This window comes from Streptomyces sp. NPDC041713 (genome assembly GCF_055591085.1).
In genome coordinates this window covers 376,155-391,729 of the sequence record NZ_JBVIZY010000005.1, presented here as the reverse complement: position 1 = coordinate 391,729, position 15,575 = coordinate 376,155, and the positions used below count along the sequence as shown (strand labels likewise).

The window sequence follows — 15,575 nt, the reverse complement described above, 5'->3', positions numbered from 1 at the left end:
CGTCGGGCTGACAGGACTTGGGGAGAGGGAGAAAGGGGAGGGGAGAAAGAGGTGCGGGGTGTGCCCGTCAGGGCTACTTCGTCGGCTTCTTGCCGGTTACGCCCAAATGCACCAACTGCGCCAGATTCGGCTTCAGTTCGGCCTGCTTGACGCCCCACGTCTGGAAGCCGCGCTGATGCGAGGCGACCGCCGCGAGCATCGCGACCAGGGAGCCTGCCATGGCCGCGGGGCTGACGTCCTTGTCGACCTTGCCCTTGTCCTGGAGCTCCTTGACGGAGTCCGTAAGGGAGTTGTTGACCGAGTTGAGGATCTTCATCCGGATCTTGTAGAAGCGCTTGTCGCCCTCGGCCGCACCGAGGTCGACGACCCGGAGGATCGCGTCGTTCTTGCGCCAGAAGTCGAGGAATCCCTCGACGAGATCCTGCGAGGTCTGCCAGCCCGCCTTGCCGACCCATGAGCGCCCGTCGAGCAACTGGGTCAATTCGGCGCCCTCCGCGGCCATTTGCTCCGCGATCTCCAGGACGGCGCCCTCGACGTCCGGGAAGTACTGGTAGAAGGTCGCGGGTGAAGTCCCCGCCTTCCGGGCGACGTCGATGACTTTGACGTCCCGGTAGGGCGAGGAGCTGAGCATCTCGCTGAGGCAGTCGAGCAGCTTCTGACGCGTCGCCTGACCGCGCCGACCGGCCACGCGGCCGTCGACGGTACGTACCTGTCCTGTCATGCCGTCAGCTTACCGAGGGGTGATCGGAGCGCGATTCGGCCGAGTGCAAATGGGGTTGGGGCGCGTGGGCGCGGCGGAAGGGGCGTCCCGTCGGAATCGGGCAGATGTTCGAATATACGCGCTGCGAAGCCGTCGGCCGGCCGTTAGCTTGACGGCATGGACTACGCAGAGCAGGACACAGCGGACGGATACGCGGAGGGCGTGCCCTGCTGGGTCGACGCGATGCTCCCCGACGTCGCGGGCGGCAAGCGGTTCTACGGTGAGCTCTTCGGGTGGACCTTCGACGAGGGCGCTGGACCGGAGTACGGGCACTACGCCCAGGCGTACGCCGACGGGAACCCCGTCGCCGCGCTCGCCCCCAAGGCCGACGGCCGCATGCCCACCGTGTGGACGGTGTACCTGGCCACGCCCGACGCCGCCGCCCTCGGCGAGCGGATCAGGGCCGCCGGCGGCTCGATGATCAGGGAGCCGCTGCCGGTCGGCCCCTACGGCACGATGGCCCTGGCCGCCGACCCCGAAGGCGCCGTCTTCGGCCTCTGGCAGGGCGGCACGCACCCCGGCTTCGGACGGCGGCAGCGGCCCGGCTCGTACTGCTGGACCGAGGTGTACTCACGGGACAAACAGCTGGTCGACCCGTTCTACGAGGGTGTGCTCGGCTACCGCGGCTTCGACCTGGACCCCGACGGCGAGGAGTTCCGCGCCTGGTCGCCCGCGGGCACCGAGCCCGGCCCCGACACGGCCGTCGGCGGCCGCGCCCTGCTCACCGACACCGCCTCCGAGGTGCGGATGCCCCCGCACTTCCTCGTCTACTTCGCCGTCACCGACACGGACGCCGTGGCCGCCGCGGTGCCCCGGCTCGGCGGCCGGATCCGCAGGGCGCCCGCCGACACCCCGTACGGCAGGATCGCGGTGCTCACCGACAATCAGGGGGCGACGTTCGCGGTCCTCCAGGACTGAGGGTGGGGTTTTGTCCCCAGACACCCCGATCCCGCCCCGGGTTCGCAACGGCCGCCTCGGACAGGAAGAATCAGGGTGCGTGCCGCCGTAGCGGCTCGGTGGTGAGACGCTGCACGGGGCCGTCCTCTTCGACGGCCGCGTACGGGGAGGTGGCAAGGCAAGTGGTGGATCAGCTGACGCAGCACGATCCGAGGCGGATCGGGCCGTTCGAGGTCCTCGGCCGACTTGGTGCCGGTGGCATGGGTCTGGTCTATCTCGCGCGCTCCGCGTCGGGGCGGCGCGTGGCGATCAAGACGGTGCGGACCGAGCTCGCCGAGGACCAGCTGTTCCGTGTCCGCTTCACGCGCGAGGTCGAGGCCGCCCGCGCCGTGTCCGGCTTCTACACGGCCGCGGTGGTGGACGCCGACCCGCGGGCCGCCGTGCCCTGGCTCGCCACGGCGTACGTGCCGGCGCCCTCCCTCGAGGAAATAGTGAATGAACACGGGCCGCTGCCCACCCAGGCGGTGCGCTGGCTCGCGGCGGGCGTGGCCGAGGCCCTGGAGTCCATCCACGGCGCGGGCCTGGTCCACCGCGACCTCAAGCCCTCCAACGTCCTCGTCGTCGAGGACGGGCCGCGCGTCATCGACTTCGGCATCGCGTCCGGCGTCTCCAACACCCGGCTGACCATGACCAACGTCGCCGTCGGCACGCCCGCGTACATGTCACCCGAGCAGGCGAAGGACTCGCGCAGCGTCACCGGCGCCAGCGACGTCTTCTCGCTCGGCTCCACCCTCGTCTTCGCCGCCACCGGGCACGCGCCGTTCCACGGCGCCAACCCCGTCGAGACCGTCTTCATGCTGCTCCGCGAGGGCCCCGACCTGGCGGGCCTGCCCGACGAGCTGCGGCCCCTCATCGAGTCCTGCATGCAGATGGAGGCCGCGCTGCGGCCCACCCCCGCCGACCTCCAGGCGCAGCTCGCCCCGCACCTCTTCGCCTCCGAGAGCGCCGACAACGACGACAGCGGGACGGCGTCCGCGTGGCTCCCCGAGCGGGCCGTCGCCCTCATCGAGGCCCGCCGCGGGGGCCGGCCGCCCGCCCGGGTCGCCGCCTCCGCCGCGCGCAGCGCCGGCCGGGGCGCCGCCGCGCCCGCGCCCGCCGCGCCCGTCACCGCGCCGCCGCTCCCGCAGCAGCCGCCGCCCGCGCCGTCCCAGCCGCCGTTCGCGGTGACGCCGGACGCCGGGCCGGTGCGGCTCGCCGGGGCGAAGGTGCCGATCGGGCCCGGGCCGCGCGTCTCCGCCGGAGCGGCCCGCGCGAGCGTTCCGCCCGGTGCCGCCGGGCTCGCCGCGTCCTGGTCCCGCTCCACCCCGCACCGGGCCGGCGCCAACGGCACCGACCCGGCCGCCGGTGTGCCCGCGCCGGCCCCGGCGCCCGACGCCGCGCCCACCTCGTGGCGGCCCTGGCGCTTCCGGATGTCCAACGACGTCTGGGGCACCCCCGCCGTCGCGGGGAACCTCGTCTACGTGACGTCCTTCGAGGTACACGCCCTGGACGTCGCCACCGGCCGGCGCAGCTTCAAGACGCGGGACGTCGCCTGGTCCATGGCGGTGGCCGACGGCCGCATCCACGCCTCCGACGGCCCCACGCTCTACGCCCTCGACGGCGCCGAGGGATCCGACCTCTGGCGGCTGCCGACCGACGCCTGGGTGTACTCCCTGCAGGCCGACCGCGGCACCGTCGTCACCGGCACGCGCGGCGGCGGCGTCCAGGCCTGGGAGGCGGCCAACGGCGAGAAGCTCTGGGAGATCACCGGCGCCCAGACCGACTTCGAGACGCCCGAGGCCGGACCGGTCGTCCACGACGGCACGGTGTACGTGTGGAAGGGCGCCCGGCTGCGCGCCCTGGAGGCCCGTACGGGTGAGGAACGCTGGTCCTACCCGGTCGGCGACGCGGCGTCCTGCGGGGGCGTGCCGGTGCGGCTCGCGCAGGCGCAGGACGGTTACGTGTACGTGGCCGCGGGGTCGCGGGTCCTCGCCATCGACGTGGCGGGCGGGCACGTGCGCTGGCACTTCGAGGCGCCGGCCGCGTTCCTCTGCCCGCCCGCGTTCGCGCCCGGGCCCGCGGTGACGGGCGGCGGTGTCTACCTCGCCGACTACCTCGGCACGGTGTACGCGCTCGACGCGACGGACGGCCGCGACCGGTGGCGCATCGCCACGGAGTCCCGCTCCTCGATCGAACCGGTCCTCGTCGCGGACGGGCACGTGCACGTGGGCAGCGGCAAGGGGCTCTACACCCTCGACGCGGTCACGGGCACGCCGAAGTGGCGCTTCCAGGCGGGCGGCGAGGTCGTCGGCACGCCGGTCGTCGCCGACCGCCGCATCCACTTCGGCTCCACGGACCACCTCCTCTACACCCTGAAGGCGGACGACGGCCGCCTGCGCTGGAAGCTGGCGACGGGCGGCGAGATCACGGGGGCGCCCGTGGTGCGGGATGGCGTGGTGTACGCGTGCAGCAAGGATCGGTGTGTTTATGCGTTGGACGCGGAGAGGGGGACGGGGACTGCGCGGGGGTAGGCCGGGGGGCTGTGGTTTGTGGTCCCACCCACCCACCCGCCCGCCCGTTTACCCGTGTCGTGGGGTGGGCGGTGGCTGGGTGCGGGTGTGTTTTGGGCTGGGGTCCGCGCCTGGGGTCGTTTGTGGGTGCGGGGCCGCGGGGGTATGTGCGTACTCGCCATCCACTGTTCGCCACGCCTCGCGGACAACATTGCTATTGCTGGCTCGGTGCTCCGTGCGCACATACCCCCACGTCCCCTTCCGAGCGTTTGCGGGTGCGGCCCGGTGGGGGAGCTCCCTGCCCCTGGGCCGACGGCCCGTCGCGGGACGCACCGCCCCCGCCCCTGCGCCCACAGCACGTTGTGAGTGGCGCACCCACTCACCGTCACCTGCGACCACGGCACGACGGGACACACCCACCCACCCGCCCCTGCGCCTACGGCGCGGGGTACACGCACCCACCTGTCCCTGAGCCCACGGCGCGTGGCGGGGAACACCACCCACCCGCGCCACGGCGCGTGGCGGGATACCCCCACCCACTCGCCCCTGCGCCTGCGGCGCGGGGTGCACCCACCCGCCGCTGCCCGCCTTGCATCGCGGGATACACCCACCCACTCGCCCCTGCGCCTGCGGCGCGGGGTGCACCCACCCGCCGCTGCCCGCCTTGCATCGCGGGATACACCCACCCACCCGCCCCTGAGCCCACGGCGCGTGGCGGGGAACACCACCCACCCGCCCCCCCCTGAGCCCACGGCGCGGGTTACACCCACCCGCCGCTGCCCGCCCTGCGTCGCGGGATACCCCCACCCGCCCGCCCCTGCGCCTACGGCACGGGGTACACCCACCCGCCCCTACTCCCGCCCTGTGTCGCGGGGTAAACGGGTGGGTGGGTGGGATATATCCGCCGCGGAGCGGCGGGCCTGGAGCCCGGAGGCGGGCGGTGGCCTTACCGGCCCGGCGGCGGCTGCCAGGGCGGAGGCGTGGGGGCGGGCGGCTCCTCCGGGTGCCTGGGCCCTGCCGTCCGGGGGTGATCCGGGTCTGGCCCGGGTTGCGGTTCCTGCCGCGACCGTTCCGGCGGCTCCGCGTAGGGGTCCGTGTACGGGTCCTCGTACGGCTCCGGATACGGGTACTGGGTCGGCCGCGCCTCGTCGCCGGGCGGCGTCCGCGCCCCGTCGTCCGGATACGGCGCCTGCGCGGGATCGTCCCCGTACGGCGCTCCCGCGGAATCGTCCACGTACATCGTGCGGGTGGAATCGTCGTCGTAAGGGGCCCGGCCCGGCTCCCCGGGGTGCGGCGCCTGCGTGGGGTCGTCCGCGTAGGGGGCCCGGCCCGGTGTCCCGGTGTGCGGCGCCTGCGTGGGGTCGTCCGCGTAGGGGGCCCGGCCCGGTGCCCCGGCGTGCGGCGCCTGCGTGGGGTCGTCCGTGTAGGGGGCCCGGCCCGGTGTCCCGGTGTGCGGCGCCTGCGTGGGGTCGTCCGCGTATGGGCCCGGAGCCGTGTCCTCCCCGGAGGGGGCCCGCGACGCCCTCCGCCCGCGCCGCCCCCGCCCGGACATCACCGCCGCGCCCAGCAGAAGCAGTACCCCGCCCCCGAACGCCCCCAGCACTCCCTGACCCAGCCCCGAGCCGTCGCCCGCGACGGACAGGCTGCCCTCCGCCTGGCCCTGGCGGACCATCCACAGCACCGTGAAGCCGAGCACCAGCACTCCCGCCACCGCCACCAGCAGCCGCGACCTCAGCAGCAGTCCCGCCAGCGTCAGCAGCGCCGCGACGGCGAACGGGAGGAAGAGCGAACCGAAGAGTTCCGCCCCCGCGTCGGTGACCCCACCGCCGGAGAACAGGTCCCCGATGCGGAAGTCACGCCCGTGACGGCCGTCGTACCAGGCTCGGAAGGGGCTCCATACGGCGGCCGTCGCTCCTACGAGAGCGAGGACCGACCCGAGGACGTTGCGGACCATGACGGGCCTCCTCGTGTGCGCACCGGCCGAAGGGGCCGTACGCGTCTCGCGCAACCGACGCTACGCCGGGTGCGTGGCCCACGCCACGTGGCCGGACCGCCCCCCGGGGGGACCAGCGGGGCCAGCGGGGCCACGGACGGGCGACCACCGCGCGACGAGGGGAGCCCCCCTACCGCGTACGGAACCCCCCACCACCCCGCCGCCCCGCGAACAGTTCCGCCTGCCGCTCCGGCGGCAGGTTGCCCAGCGTGATCAGGTGCGGCGCGTGCGCCAGCGCCTGGCCGCGCGCCGCCTCCCGCGCCGACCAGAGGGCCCGCACCGTGCCCTGCACCGCCTCCGTCGGATACGAGGCGATCGTGGCGGCCGCCCGCAGCGCCGCGTCCAGCGCGGCGCCGGGCGGCGTCAGCTCGGAGACCAGGCCCGTCTCGTACGCCCGCCGCGCCGAGACCCGCTCCGCCGTGCCCATCAGCGCCATCCTCGCCACCTCGCCGTACGGCATGCGCTGCGCCATGTGGATCGCCTCGTACGCGCTGACCATGCCGTACGTGGTGTGCGGGTCGAAGAACGTGGCGCGTTCGTCCGCCACCACGAACTCGGCCTCGCCGATGAGGTAGAAGGCGCCGCCGCACGCCATGCCGTTGACGGCAGCGATCACCGGTTTCCAGCAGTCATTCGCCTTGGGGCCGATCGCGATGAGCGGATCGTCGATCGTGTACGGGGAGTTCGGCTGCGGCACGTCCGTGTCGCGGTCGATGCCCGTGCAGAACGCCGCCTCGCCCGCGCCCGTGACGACCACCGCCCGTACGGCGTCGTCGAAGCGGAACTCCCGCCATGCGGCGGCCAGTTGGGCGGCCGTCTCCAGGTCGATCGCGTTGTGGCGTTCGGGGCGGTCCAGGGTGAGGACCGCGACGCCCGTGTCCTTGTCGACCGCCGTGCGCAGGCCGGGCCCGGGCGGCCGCGCCGCCGTCACGGCCGCTCCAGGACCCAGCGCGGCACCACGGTCCCGCCGACGTCCGCGAAGACGACCTGCACCTTCGCGCCGATGCGCAGGCGTTCCGGGGGCACGGAGTTCAGGGCGGCGTCGGGCGCCGCGACGAGGTTGCCGACGAGGCGGATGCGGGGCGCGTCGGCCAGTTCGACGACGATCGCGTTGTACGGGGCCTGCTCGGCGTAGGCGGGCAGCAGGGGCGGGTGCGGGAAGACGTAGGACCAGATGCGGCCCCGGCCGCTCATCCTGCGCCACTCGCTGTCGAAGGACCCGCAGTGCGGGCAGCAGGGGCGGGGCGGGAAGCGGAGTTCGCCGCAGGGCGCTTCCGCGCAGGCCTGCACGCGGAGTTCGCCTCGGGCGGCGTACGTCCAGAAGGGGGCGCCGTCGTCGTCGACGGTGGGGGTCAGGAGGGTCTCAGTCTCTGCCGGTGTCGCGTCTGCCATGTGGGTGTCCCTTGCCGGGTGCGGGGGTGTGGAGGAGTGGGGATGCGGGGGTACGGGAGTGAGCGGGCGCGGGTCTCTCGGTGGCCGGTCGCGTGTTCCCCGCGCCCCTCAGGGGGACCGGAGCAGGATCGCCGACGTCGGGACCCCCTCGCCCGCCGTCACCAGGCAGGTCGACGCGTTCGGCACCTGCGCCGTGGACGTGCCCCGCAGCTGCTTCACGCCCTCGTTGATGAGGTTGAAGCCGTGCACGTACGCCTCGCTGAGCCCGCCGCCCCCGGTGTTGATCGGCAACCGCCCGCCGCTCTCCAGCGCACCGCCCTCCGTGAAGGCGCCGCCCTCGCCGCGCCCGCAGAAGCCGTAACCCTCCAGGGAGAGCGGTATGAGCGGCGTGAACGCGTCGTAGATCTGCGCGACGTCCACGTCCTGCGGCCCGAAGTCCGCCTGTTTCCACAGGTGTCGGGCGGCGGTCCAGGCGGGCCCGGAGAGCGGGTCCTCGTTCCAGTAATTGACCATGCCGTGGTGCTGCGAGGGCAGCCCCTGCGCCACGGAGTGCACGTACACGGGCCGCTGCCGGCAGTCCCGCGCGCGCTCGGCGGAGACGAGCACGCACGCCAACGCCCCATCTGTCTCCAGGCAGTTGTCGAAGAGGCAGAGCGGCTCGCTGATCCAGCGGGAGGTCATATACATGTCGCGGGTGAGCGGGCGTTCGTACATCATCGCGGCCGGGTTCTGGTTGGCGCGGTTGCGGCAGGCGAGGGCGACGTTGAAGAGGTGGTCGCGGGTCGCGCCGTACTCGTGCATGTAGCGGCGGGTCAGCATGCCGATCTCGTCGGCGGGCCGCAGGAGGCCGAAGGGCCGCGTCCACTGGCCGGGGGTGGGCAGCTGGACGGTGGTGTTCTTCCAGGGCCGCGGGCCGCTGCCGCGCTTGCGCGAGCGCCAGGCGATGCCGACGTGCGCCTGGCCGGTGGCGATGGCGGAGGCGAGGTGCGCGACGGTCGCGCAGGAACCGCCGCCGCCGTAGCCGACCTTGCTGAAGAAGGTGACGTCGCCCGCGCCGATGGCCTTGGCGACCTCGACCTCGTCGGTCTCCTCCATCGTGTACGAGGCGAAGGCGTCGACCTCCGACGGGGCGATGCCGGCGTCGTCGAGAGCCGCGAGGATGGCGCGGCAGGCCAGTTCCTTCTCGCTCTGCGGCAGTCGTTTCGCGAACGGGGTCTGGCCGATCCCGACGATCGCTGTAGCGTCCTTGAGTGAAGCCATGGGCAGCGGCACCTCCGGGAGAGCGGGCCATATCACCGCCGTGCGCGGTCTGCTGACAGGCCGTCAGGCTACCGTTAATCTGACGGGTAGTCAGCTACACGTCGGGAGGGGCTTGCGATGCGCGGCGACCTGGAGTGGGGCAGCATCCCGGGACTTGTGCGGGCGGCCACCGAGCGGTACGGCCCGCGCGAGGCGGTCGTCGAGGGCCGCACCCGCGTCTCGTACGAGGAACTGGGCGCGCGCGTGGAGCGGGCCGCGGCCGCGTGCATGGCGTCCGGCGTCGAACCCGGCGACCGCGTGGCCGTCTGGGCGCCCAACACCCTCGACTGGATCGTCTCCGCACTCGGCGCGGTCACCGCCGGCGCGGTCCTCGTCCCCCTCAACACCCGCTTCAAGGGCTCCGAGGCGGCGTACGTCCTGGCCCGCAGCCGCGCCAAGGTCCTCTTCGTCACCGGCACGTTCCTCGGCACGTCGTACGTCGCCTCGCTGCGCCGCGCGGCGGCCGAGGGCCCCGGCGAAGGACCGCTGCCGGGCCTGCCGCACCTGGAGCAGGCGGTGGTCTTCTCCGACGACGCCCCGCGCTCCTTCCGCACCTGGAAGGAGTTCCTCGCGGGCGGCGACGGCGTGGCCGCGTCGGCGGTCCGCACCAGGGCGGACGCGGTCGACGGAGCGGCGCCCTCGGACATCGTCTTCACCTCCGGCACGACCGGCCGCCCCAAGGGCGCCGTCATCACCCACGCGCAGACGCTGCGCTGCTACGACGTGTGGAGTGACCTGGCGGGCCTGCGCGAGGGCGACCGCTATCTGATCGTGAACCCGTTCTTCCACACCTTCGGCTACAAGGCCGGGATCATCGCCTGCCTGATGCGCGGCGCGACGATGATCCCGCAGCCGGTCTTCAACGTGGACACCGTCCTCGCGAACGTGGCCGCCGAACGCGTCTCCGTCCTGCCGGGCCCGCCCACCCTGCACCAGTCGATCCTCGACCACCCGGCCCGCGACCAGCACGACCTGTCCGCGCTGCGGCTCGTGGTGACCGGTGCGGCGGTGGTGCCGCTGCAACTGGTGGAGCGGCTGCGCGCGGAGCTGCGCATCGCCACCGTCCTGACGGCGTACGGCCTCTCCGAGGCGAGCGGCATCGTCACGATGTGCCGCCGCGGCGACCCGGTCGAGGTCGTCGCGGCGACGTCGGGCCGCGCCATCGCCGACACGGAGGTACGGGTGGTGACGGCCGAGGGCGAGCCCCTGGCGCCGGGCCACCCGGGCGAGGTCGTGGTGCGCGGACACAACGTCATGCGGGGCTACTTCGAGGACCCGGCCGCCACGAAGGCGTGCCTGTCGCCGGACGGCTGGCTGCGCACGGGCGACGTGGGCGTCCTCGACGCGGAGGGCAACCTGCGCATCACGGACCGGATCAAGGACATGTTCATCGTCGGCGGCTTCAACGCCTATCCGGCGGAGATAGAGCAACTCCTGGGCGTCCACCCGGACGTAGCGGACGTCGCGGTGATCGGGGTGCCGGATCCGCGGCTCGGCGAGGTGGGCAAGGCGTACGTGGTGCGGCGCCCGGGGGCGGTGGCGACGGCGGACGACCTGATCGCGTGGTCGCGCCGCGAGATGGCGAACTACAAGGTGCCGAGGTCGGTGGAGTTCGTGGGGGAGCTGCCGAGGAACGCGAGCGGGAAGGTGGTCAAGGGGGAGCTGCGGGGCGGCCTCACCCGGTAGGACCCTCGGTGGCGGCGCGCTCGTCGGCGCTGCGCTCGACGCAGAACTCGTTGCCCTCCAGGTCGGTGAGGCTGACCCAGCCGAGGCCGTCGGGCCTGCGGTGGTCCTCGTGCAGCTTCGCGCCCAGGGCGAGGAGCCGTTCGACCTCCTCGTCGCGGGTGCGGTCCTGCGGCTGGAGGTCGATGTGCAGCCGGTTCTTGAGCGTCTTCGTCTCCGGCACGGTCACGAAGAGGAGGGTCACGCCGTCGGCCTCGACGGTGGCCTCCGGGTCACCGGGAAAGTCGTCGTCGCCGAACTTGCCGCCGAGGACCTCGGCCCAGAAGGTCCCCTGGCGGTAGGCGTCGTGGGAGTCGATCGTGAGGTGGCGCACGCGGGAGGTCATGGGGGGACTATGGGGTGGGGAGGGGTGAGGTGTCCACGGATATACGGGGACGGGGGGCGTTGGCGTACGGTCCGTCTCAGTGTCCGACGGGCGGTGAGAGGCAACCGGTCTCCGGGAAGCGGCCGTTGGCCGACGCCTCGTAGTTGGTCTTCTGGACGAACGCGGTGACGCAGCCGTGGTCTCCCACGTAGAGGCCGATCCGGGCGCCTTCGGGGGTGACGGACTCGCCGTTCTCGTACCGCTCGTACATCGCCTGGACCTCGAGCTCCCCGCCGAGCAGCTTGCCCCCGCCGGTCGTCCGGCGCTCCTCGTACCCCAACTCCTCGGTGAGCGCGTTGCGCACGCTGTCGGGGTCCCACTTCTTCCGCTTCCACAGCCGCTTCAGCACGGCCTCGATACGCGCCGCCTCGGTCTGCGCGGCCTTCAGGTCGGCGGGGGACATCTCACCGGGGCGCCGGTAGGCGTTGTTCTCGCCCTCGTGCGGAGCGCCGTCGACGACGCCGGGTTCCACGTAGGGGGAGGGGCCGGGGGCGGCGGATGCGGGGCTGGTGGGGCTGGTGGGGGTGGTCGCGGGTGGTGGGGCCGCCGCGTCCGAGGGGCCGGCCTTCTCGCTGCCGCATGCGGTGAGGGCGAGGGCGGCGCAGAGGAGGAGGGCGGTGGTGGTGAGGTGTCTTCGGTGCGTCGGTATGGAAGGGGTCATGGGTCCGACTCTCGCATGGCCGTGACGGGGCCGAGCGGTGGCCCGGCCCCGTCACGGGGTGACCTCATGGTTGCCGCGACCTCGTGCCGTGCGCGGCGTGCGGCGTCAGCTGTGCAGGGGCGCCGCTATGTGGCCCTCGCCCTGGGGCGGGGTCGGCAGGTGGCCGTCCTGGGCGACGAACGGGGTGTGGCTGTCGGCGGGCGGGGCCGGGGCGTGGCTGTCGGCGAGTGCGGGGGCCGTGGTTCCGGCGGCGGCGGCCACCGCGATGGCGGCGGTGACGAGGTACTTCTTGGCGCGGGACATGTGCAACTCCTCTGGCGGGACGCGGACTTGTGACGTCGAGCGAACTTACCGACGAGGCGGCCGGATGTTCGAGCCCTTGAAGGGGCGGGCGTGTCTCTCGTCCCTCTTCACTTACCCGGATCGCGCGCACGTCCGGCTTCCCGGGGCCTCCGGACGCGGACATGCGTCGGCCGCGGCGGCTTCCCCTCCGCGCCGCCGCGGCCGACCCCCGTCGGATGAAAGTCTCAGACCCCGTCGGTCGGCGGGGTGGGCATGTGGCCGTCGGCCTGGGTGATGGCGCCGTCCTGCGGCGGGCTGGGCATGTGGCCGTCGCCCATCGGCGTGGCCGTTCCGTCCTTCGGCGGGGCGGGCATGTGGCCGTCGCGCTTGACGCTGATGTCCTTCTGGGCTTCGCTCATGGTGGCAACTCCTGCGGAATCGACAGGTCTGGGGCGAAACGCCCGTTCGGCAACTCCCCCGAGGATCGCCGAACGAGCGTTTCAGGGCCGCTCACCTTATTCCGTGAGGCCCCGCGCGACCCGTCTGCCCCCCGACGCGACGGATCGATGAGTAGAGAGTGGCAGCCGCCCATAAACGTTCGATGAACGTCGGCGCGCCGGGTGTCAGGCCGCTGCCACGGGGTGGAGAAGCGCACGGACCTCGTCGGCCTCCACGGCCCCGGCGCGTTCGTGAAGGGCCAGCGCTTCCCGCCAGCAGGCCTGGGCGCGGTCGAGCTGCGCCAGGCTGTCCAGGGAGCGTCCGAGCAGCGTCAGGACGTTGGCCCGCATCCAGTCACCGCCGATGCACCCCGTGGCGAGGGCCTGCTCCGCGTGGATCGCCGCCTGTGCGGGGCGCCGGGCCTGGAGGTGCACCTGGGCGATCCGGTAGTGCGAGGTTCCCTCCCACAGCCGTTGGCGGTTCTCCACGAACATCCGCAGCGCGTCCGTGAGCTGGTCCAGGGCCTCCGGGTGGCGGCCGGAGTGGCTCAGGCCGATGCCCAGGGCGTACTTCGCGTTGGCCAGCCGGAGGGTGAGCCCGAGCTCGTCGTAGATGTGCACTCCCTGCTCGGCGATCTCGATGGCCTTGCCCGTACGCTCCACGGAGACGAGCACCCGGGAGAGGTTGCACAGCGCGCTCGCCTCGCCCGGGCGGTTGCCGTCGGCGCGGAAGGACTCGATCGCCTTGAGGAAATAGCTCTCGCTCGCCTCGTACTGCTTCATGCAAGCGGCCGCGATGCCCTGTTCGTTCGGCGCGTTCCCGCTGGTCCAGGGGTCCTGGGAGCGGGCGGCCAGCTCGGCGGCGCGTTCCAGCTCGCCGGCGGCCACGTCGAAGTGACCTCCGATCCGCATGACGACCTGCGCGAGGCTGACCCGCGCCCGCCCCTCCGCACGCGTATCCCCCAGCGCCGCCGCCGCATCCCGCGCCGCGCACGTCGCCGCCTCGTAGCGGAGCGAGCTCGCCCCCGACTCCGCCAGGTCCTTGGACGCGAGGAGCAGGTCCACCGCCCGGCGGAGCGTCCCCGCCCCCAGCGACTGCTGCACGCAGGCCAAGATGCACGCCGCCTCGGAGTGCAGCCAGTCCAGGGCCCTCGTGTCGTCCGTGAAGTCCTGGCCCGCGTGGCGGGTGGTCTCCAGGTGGTCCACCGTGCGGTCGCCCGGCCGCTCGATCGCGTACACCCGCGCCGCAGACGCCAGATAGAAGTCCAGCAGGCGCGACATCGCCGCGTCCCGCTCCGTGGGGGGCTGTTCGTCGCGTTCGGCGCAGGCGCGGGCGTAGAGGCGTACGAGATCGTGGTAGCGGTAGCGGCCCGGGGCCGCCGATTCGACCAGGGACGTGTCGACCAGGGACTCCAGGAGGTCCTCGGTCTCCTCCAGGGGGAGGTCGAGGACCGCCGCGGCCGCGGCGAGGGAGAGGTCGGGGCCGTCCGCGAGGCCGAGGAGGCGGAAGGCGCGGGCCTGGGCCGGCTCCAGCTGGCCGTAGCCCAGCTCGAACGTCGCCTTCACCGCCAGGTCGCCCGCCTGCAGCTCGTCCAGTCGGCGCCGCTCGTCCGCGAGCTTCGCCGCGAGCGTGGAGACCGTCCAGGTGCGGCGCGACGCGAGCCGGGACGCCGCGATCCGGATGGCCAGCGGCAGGAACCCGCACGCCGCCACCACGTCGAGCGCCGCCTCCCGCTCGGAGGTGACCCGCTCCTCGCCGACGATGCGGGTGAAGAGGAGGAGGGCCTCCTCGGGGGACATCACGTCCAGGTCCACCAGGTGCGCGCCCGCCAGGTCGACCATGCGGACGCGGCTCGTGACGAGGGCCGCGCAGCCCTCCATGCCCGGCAGCAACGGCCTGACCTGCGCCGCGTCCCGTGCGTTGTCCAGCAGGACCAGGACCCGGCGGCCGTCGAGCACCGAGCGGTACAGGGCCGCCCGCTCCTCCAGGGAGTCCGGGATCGCGGAGTCCGCCGTGCCGAGGGCGCGCAGGAAGGCGCCGAGGACCGTCTCCGGTTCCGCCGCCCGCGCCCCCGCGCCCTGCAGGTCCACGTACAGCTGGCCGTCGGGGAAGTGGGTGCGCGCCGCGTGGGCGACGTGCACGGCGAGGGTGGTCTTGCCGACGCCGCCGATGCCCGCGAGCGCGGAGACCGCCATGACGCGCCCTTCGGCGGCGGACAGGATGTCGCTGAGCTCGTCGACGAACGAGGCCCGTCCGGTGAAGTCCGGGACCGTGGCCGGGAGTTGGGCCGGACGTACCGCCGCCGACGTCGGTTCCTGGGCGGGCGCCGAGGGCTCCGCGAGGCCGGGGTCGGCCTGCAGGATGCGCTGCTGGAGCTCCTTGAGTCCGGGCCGCGGGTCGACGCCGAGTTCGTCGGCGAGCAGCCGGCGCGTGTCCGCGTACACGGCGAGGGCCTCCGCCTGGCGCCCGCTGCGGTACAGCGCGAGCATGAGCAGTTCGCGCAGCCGCTCGCGGAGCGGGTGGGCCGCCGTCAGGGCGGTCAGCTCCGAGACCGCCTCGGCGTGGCAGCCCTGTTCCAGGTCCATGTCGAGCCGGGTCTCGACGAGTTGGAGGCGCCATTCGTCGAGGCGGGTGCGCTGCGTGTCGGCGTAGGGGCCCGGGACGTTGGCCAGCGGCTCGCCGTCCCACAGGTCGAGGGCCTCGTTCACCAGGGAGCGCGCCCGGCACAGGTCGCCGACGCCGCGGGCCTTCTCGGCGGCGGTCCAGAGGTCCTCCGCCTCGGCGAGGTCCAGGGCGCCGTCGCCGGCCTGGATCGCATAGCCGCCGGACTCGCTGACGAGGACTCCCGGGGGCAGCACCTTGCGGAGCCGGGAGGCGTACGTCCGTACCGCCGCCAGGGCCTGCGACGGCGGCTCGTCGCCCCACAGGGCGTCGATCAGCTCCGATGCCGTGGCCGTGCGGCCGTCCCGCAGCAGGAGGGCGGCGAGCAGCGCCCGCTGCTGCGGGGAGCCGGTGTTGAGCTGATCCGGGCCGTGCCAGGCGCGCACCGGTCCGAGCACGCTGAAGCGCGGCGTCCGGACCTCGGGGGGATGCCCCTCGGTCCGCTCCTCGGGGAGGTTCCCCGAGGCCGGACGCCGCTGCTCCGGTACTCGCGGTACATCGACCATCGCTCCCCCTGCCGCCCTGCTGTTCCCAAT

General features: G+C 73.5%; 13 protein-coding genes. 3 read left to right on the top strand and 10 right to left on the bottom strand.

What is annotated here, in order from left to right:
* Positions 1–73 precede the first annotated feature (73 nt).
* Complete coding sequence (locus ACZ6CV_RS18170; protein ID WP_362372545.1) at positions 74–721, bottom strand: TetR/AcrR family transcriptional regulator; 648 nt, start codon at positions 719–721, stop codon at positions 74–76.
* A gap of 156 nt (positions 722–877) precedes the next feature.
* On the opposite strand from ACZ6CV_RS18170, the gene kbpA reads away from it, so the two are divergent.
* A complete protein-coding gene (gene kbpA, locus ACZ6CV_RS18165; protein ID WP_469251772.1) occupies positions 878–1,678 on the top strand; it encodes an AfsK-binding protein KbpA in 801 nt (266 codons plus the stop codon).
* A 161-nt stretch (positions 1,679–1,839) separates the two neighbouring features.
* Positions 1,840–4,227, top strand: a complete 2,388-nt coding sequence (gene afsK, locus ACZ6CV_RS18160; protein ID WP_469251771.1) for a protein serine/threonine kinase AfsK — start codon at positions 1,840–1,842, stop codon at positions 4,225–4,227.
* A gap of 925 nt (positions 4,228–5,152) precedes the next feature.
* On the opposite strand, the gene ACZ6CV_RS18155 is transcribed toward afsK, so the two are convergent.
* From ACZ6CV_RS18155 to ACZ6CV_RS18140, 4 genes are all read right to left on the bottom strand, one after another.
* Entirely contained in the window at positions 5,153–6,160 is a 1,008-nt protein-coding gene (locus tag ACZ6CV_RS18155; RefSeq protein WP_469251770.1) for a hypothetical protein, read from the bottom strand.
* Positions 6,161–6,329: 169 nt separating this feature from the next.
* Entirely contained in the window at positions 6,330–7,130 is an 801-nt protein-coding gene (locus ACZ6CV_RS18150; RefSeq protein WP_469251769.1) for an enoyl-CoA hydratase/isomerase family protein, read from the bottom strand.
* Positions 7,127–7,591 (bottom strand): Zn-ribbon domain-containing OB-fold protein, encoded by a 465-nt coding sequence (locus ACZ6CV_RS18145; protein WP_469251768.1) that lies wholly within the window; start codon positions 7,589–7,591, stop codon positions 7,127–7,129. Before ACZ6CV_RS18145 ends, ACZ6CV_RS18150 begins: the two co-directional genes overlap by 4 nt.
* 108 nt (positions 7,592–7,699) lie before the next feature.
* Complete coding sequence (locus ACZ6CV_RS18140; protein WP_469251767.1) at positions 7,700–8,851, bottom strand: lipid-transfer protein; 1,152 nt, start codon at positions 8,849–8,851, stop codon at positions 7,700–7,702.
* Positions 8,852–8,968: 117 nt separating this feature from the next.
* Between ACZ6CV_RS18140 and ACZ6CV_RS18135 the strand changes: the two genes are divergently transcribed.
* The gene (locus tag ACZ6CV_RS18135) at positions 8,969–10,576 is read left to right on the top strand and encodes a FadD3 family acyl-CoA ligase (RefSeq protein ID WP_469251766.1); all 1,608 of its coding nucleotides are present in this window, start codon (positions 8,969–8,971) and stop codon (positions 10,574–10,576) included.
* On the opposite strand, the gene ACZ6CV_RS18130 is transcribed toward ACZ6CV_RS18135, so the two are convergent.
* The 5 genes from ACZ6CV_RS18130 to afsR all read right to left on the bottom strand — a co-directional run bounded on the left by ACZ6CV_RS18130 (position 10,566) and on the right by afsR (position 15,545).
* A complete protein-coding gene (locus ACZ6CV_RS18130) occupies positions 10,566–10,958 on the bottom strand; it encodes a VOC family protein (RefSeq protein WP_469251765.1) in 393 nt (130 codons plus the stop codon). The genes ACZ6CV_RS18135 and ACZ6CV_RS18130 overlap by 11 nt on opposite strands.
* A 76-nt stretch (positions 10,959–11,034) precedes the next feature.
* The gene (locus tag ACZ6CV_RS18125) at positions 11,035–11,658 is read right to left on the bottom strand and encodes a hypothetical protein (protein ID WP_469251764.1); all 624 of its coding nucleotides are present in this window, start codon (positions 11,656–11,658) and stop codon (positions 11,035–11,037) included.
* Between the two features lie 105 nt (positions 11,659–11,763).
* On the bottom strand, positions 11,764–11,961 hold the full coding sequence (locus tag ACZ6CV_RS18120; protein ID WP_469251763.1) for a hypothetical protein: 198 nt from the start codon (positions 11,959–11,961) through the stop codon (positions 11,764–11,766).
* Between the two features lie 224 nt (positions 11,962–12,185).
* Positions 12,186–12,359 carry a hypothetical protein gene (locus ACZ6CV_RS18115; RefSeq protein ID WP_469251762.1) on the bottom strand — a complete coding sequence of 58 codons (174 nt, stop codon included), beginning with the start codon at positions 12,357–12,359 and terminating at the stop codon, positions 12,186–12,188.
* Between the two features lie 204 nt (positions 12,360–12,563).
* Positions 12,564–15,545: an SARP-family global regulator AfsR gene (gene afsR, locus ACZ6CV_RS18110; protein WP_469251761.1), complete on the bottom strand. Its 2,982-nt coding sequence runs from the start codon at positions 15,543–15,545 to the stop codon at positions 12,564–12,566.
* Between the last annotated feature and the right edge of the window lie 30 nt (positions 15,546–15,575).

Coding starts and splice junctions, on each gene's coding strand:
- ACZ6CV_RS18145 (WP_469251768.1), bottom strand. CDS start 7,591: ATGGCAGACGCGACACCGGCAGAGACTGAGACCCTCCTGACCCCCACC.
- ACZ6CV_RS18140 (WP_469251767.1), bottom strand. CDS start 8,851: ATGGCTTCACTCAAGGACGCTACAGCGATCGTCGGGATCGGCCAGACC.
- kbpA (WP_469251772.1), top strand. CDS start 878: ATGGACTACGCAGAGCAGGACACAGCGGACGGATACGCGGAGGGCGTG.
- afsR (WP_469251761.1), bottom strand. CDS start 15,545: ATGGTCGATGTACCGCGAGTACCGGAGCAGCGGCGTCCGGCCTCGGGG.
- ACZ6CV_RS18120 (WP_469251763.1), bottom strand. CDS start 11,961: ATGTCCCGCGCCAAGAAGTACCTCGTCACCGCCGCCATCGCGGTGGCC.
- ACZ6CV_RS18155 (WP_469251770.1), bottom strand. CDS start 6,160: ATGGTCCGCAACGTCCTCGGGTCGGTCCTCGCTCTCGTAGGAGCGACG.
- ACZ6CV_RS18125 (WP_469251764.1), bottom strand. CDS start 11,658: ATGACCCCTTCCATACCGACGCACCGAAGACACCTCACCACCACCGCC.
- ACZ6CV_RS18115 (WP_469251762.1), bottom strand. CDS start 12,359: ATGAGCGAAGCCCAGAAGGACATCAGCGTCAAGCGCGACGGCCACATG.
- ACZ6CV_RS18135 (WP_469251766.1), top strand. CDS start 8,969: ATGCGCGGCGACCTGGAGTGGGGCAGCATCCCGGGACTTGTGCGGGCG.
- ACZ6CV_RS18130 (WP_469251765.1), bottom strand. CDS start 10,958: ATGACCTCCCGCGTGCGCCACCTCACGATCGACTCCCACGACGCCTAC.
- ACZ6CV_RS18170 (WP_362372545.1), bottom strand. CDS start 721: ATGACAGGACAGGTACGTACCGTCGACGGCCGCGTGGCCGGTCGGCGC.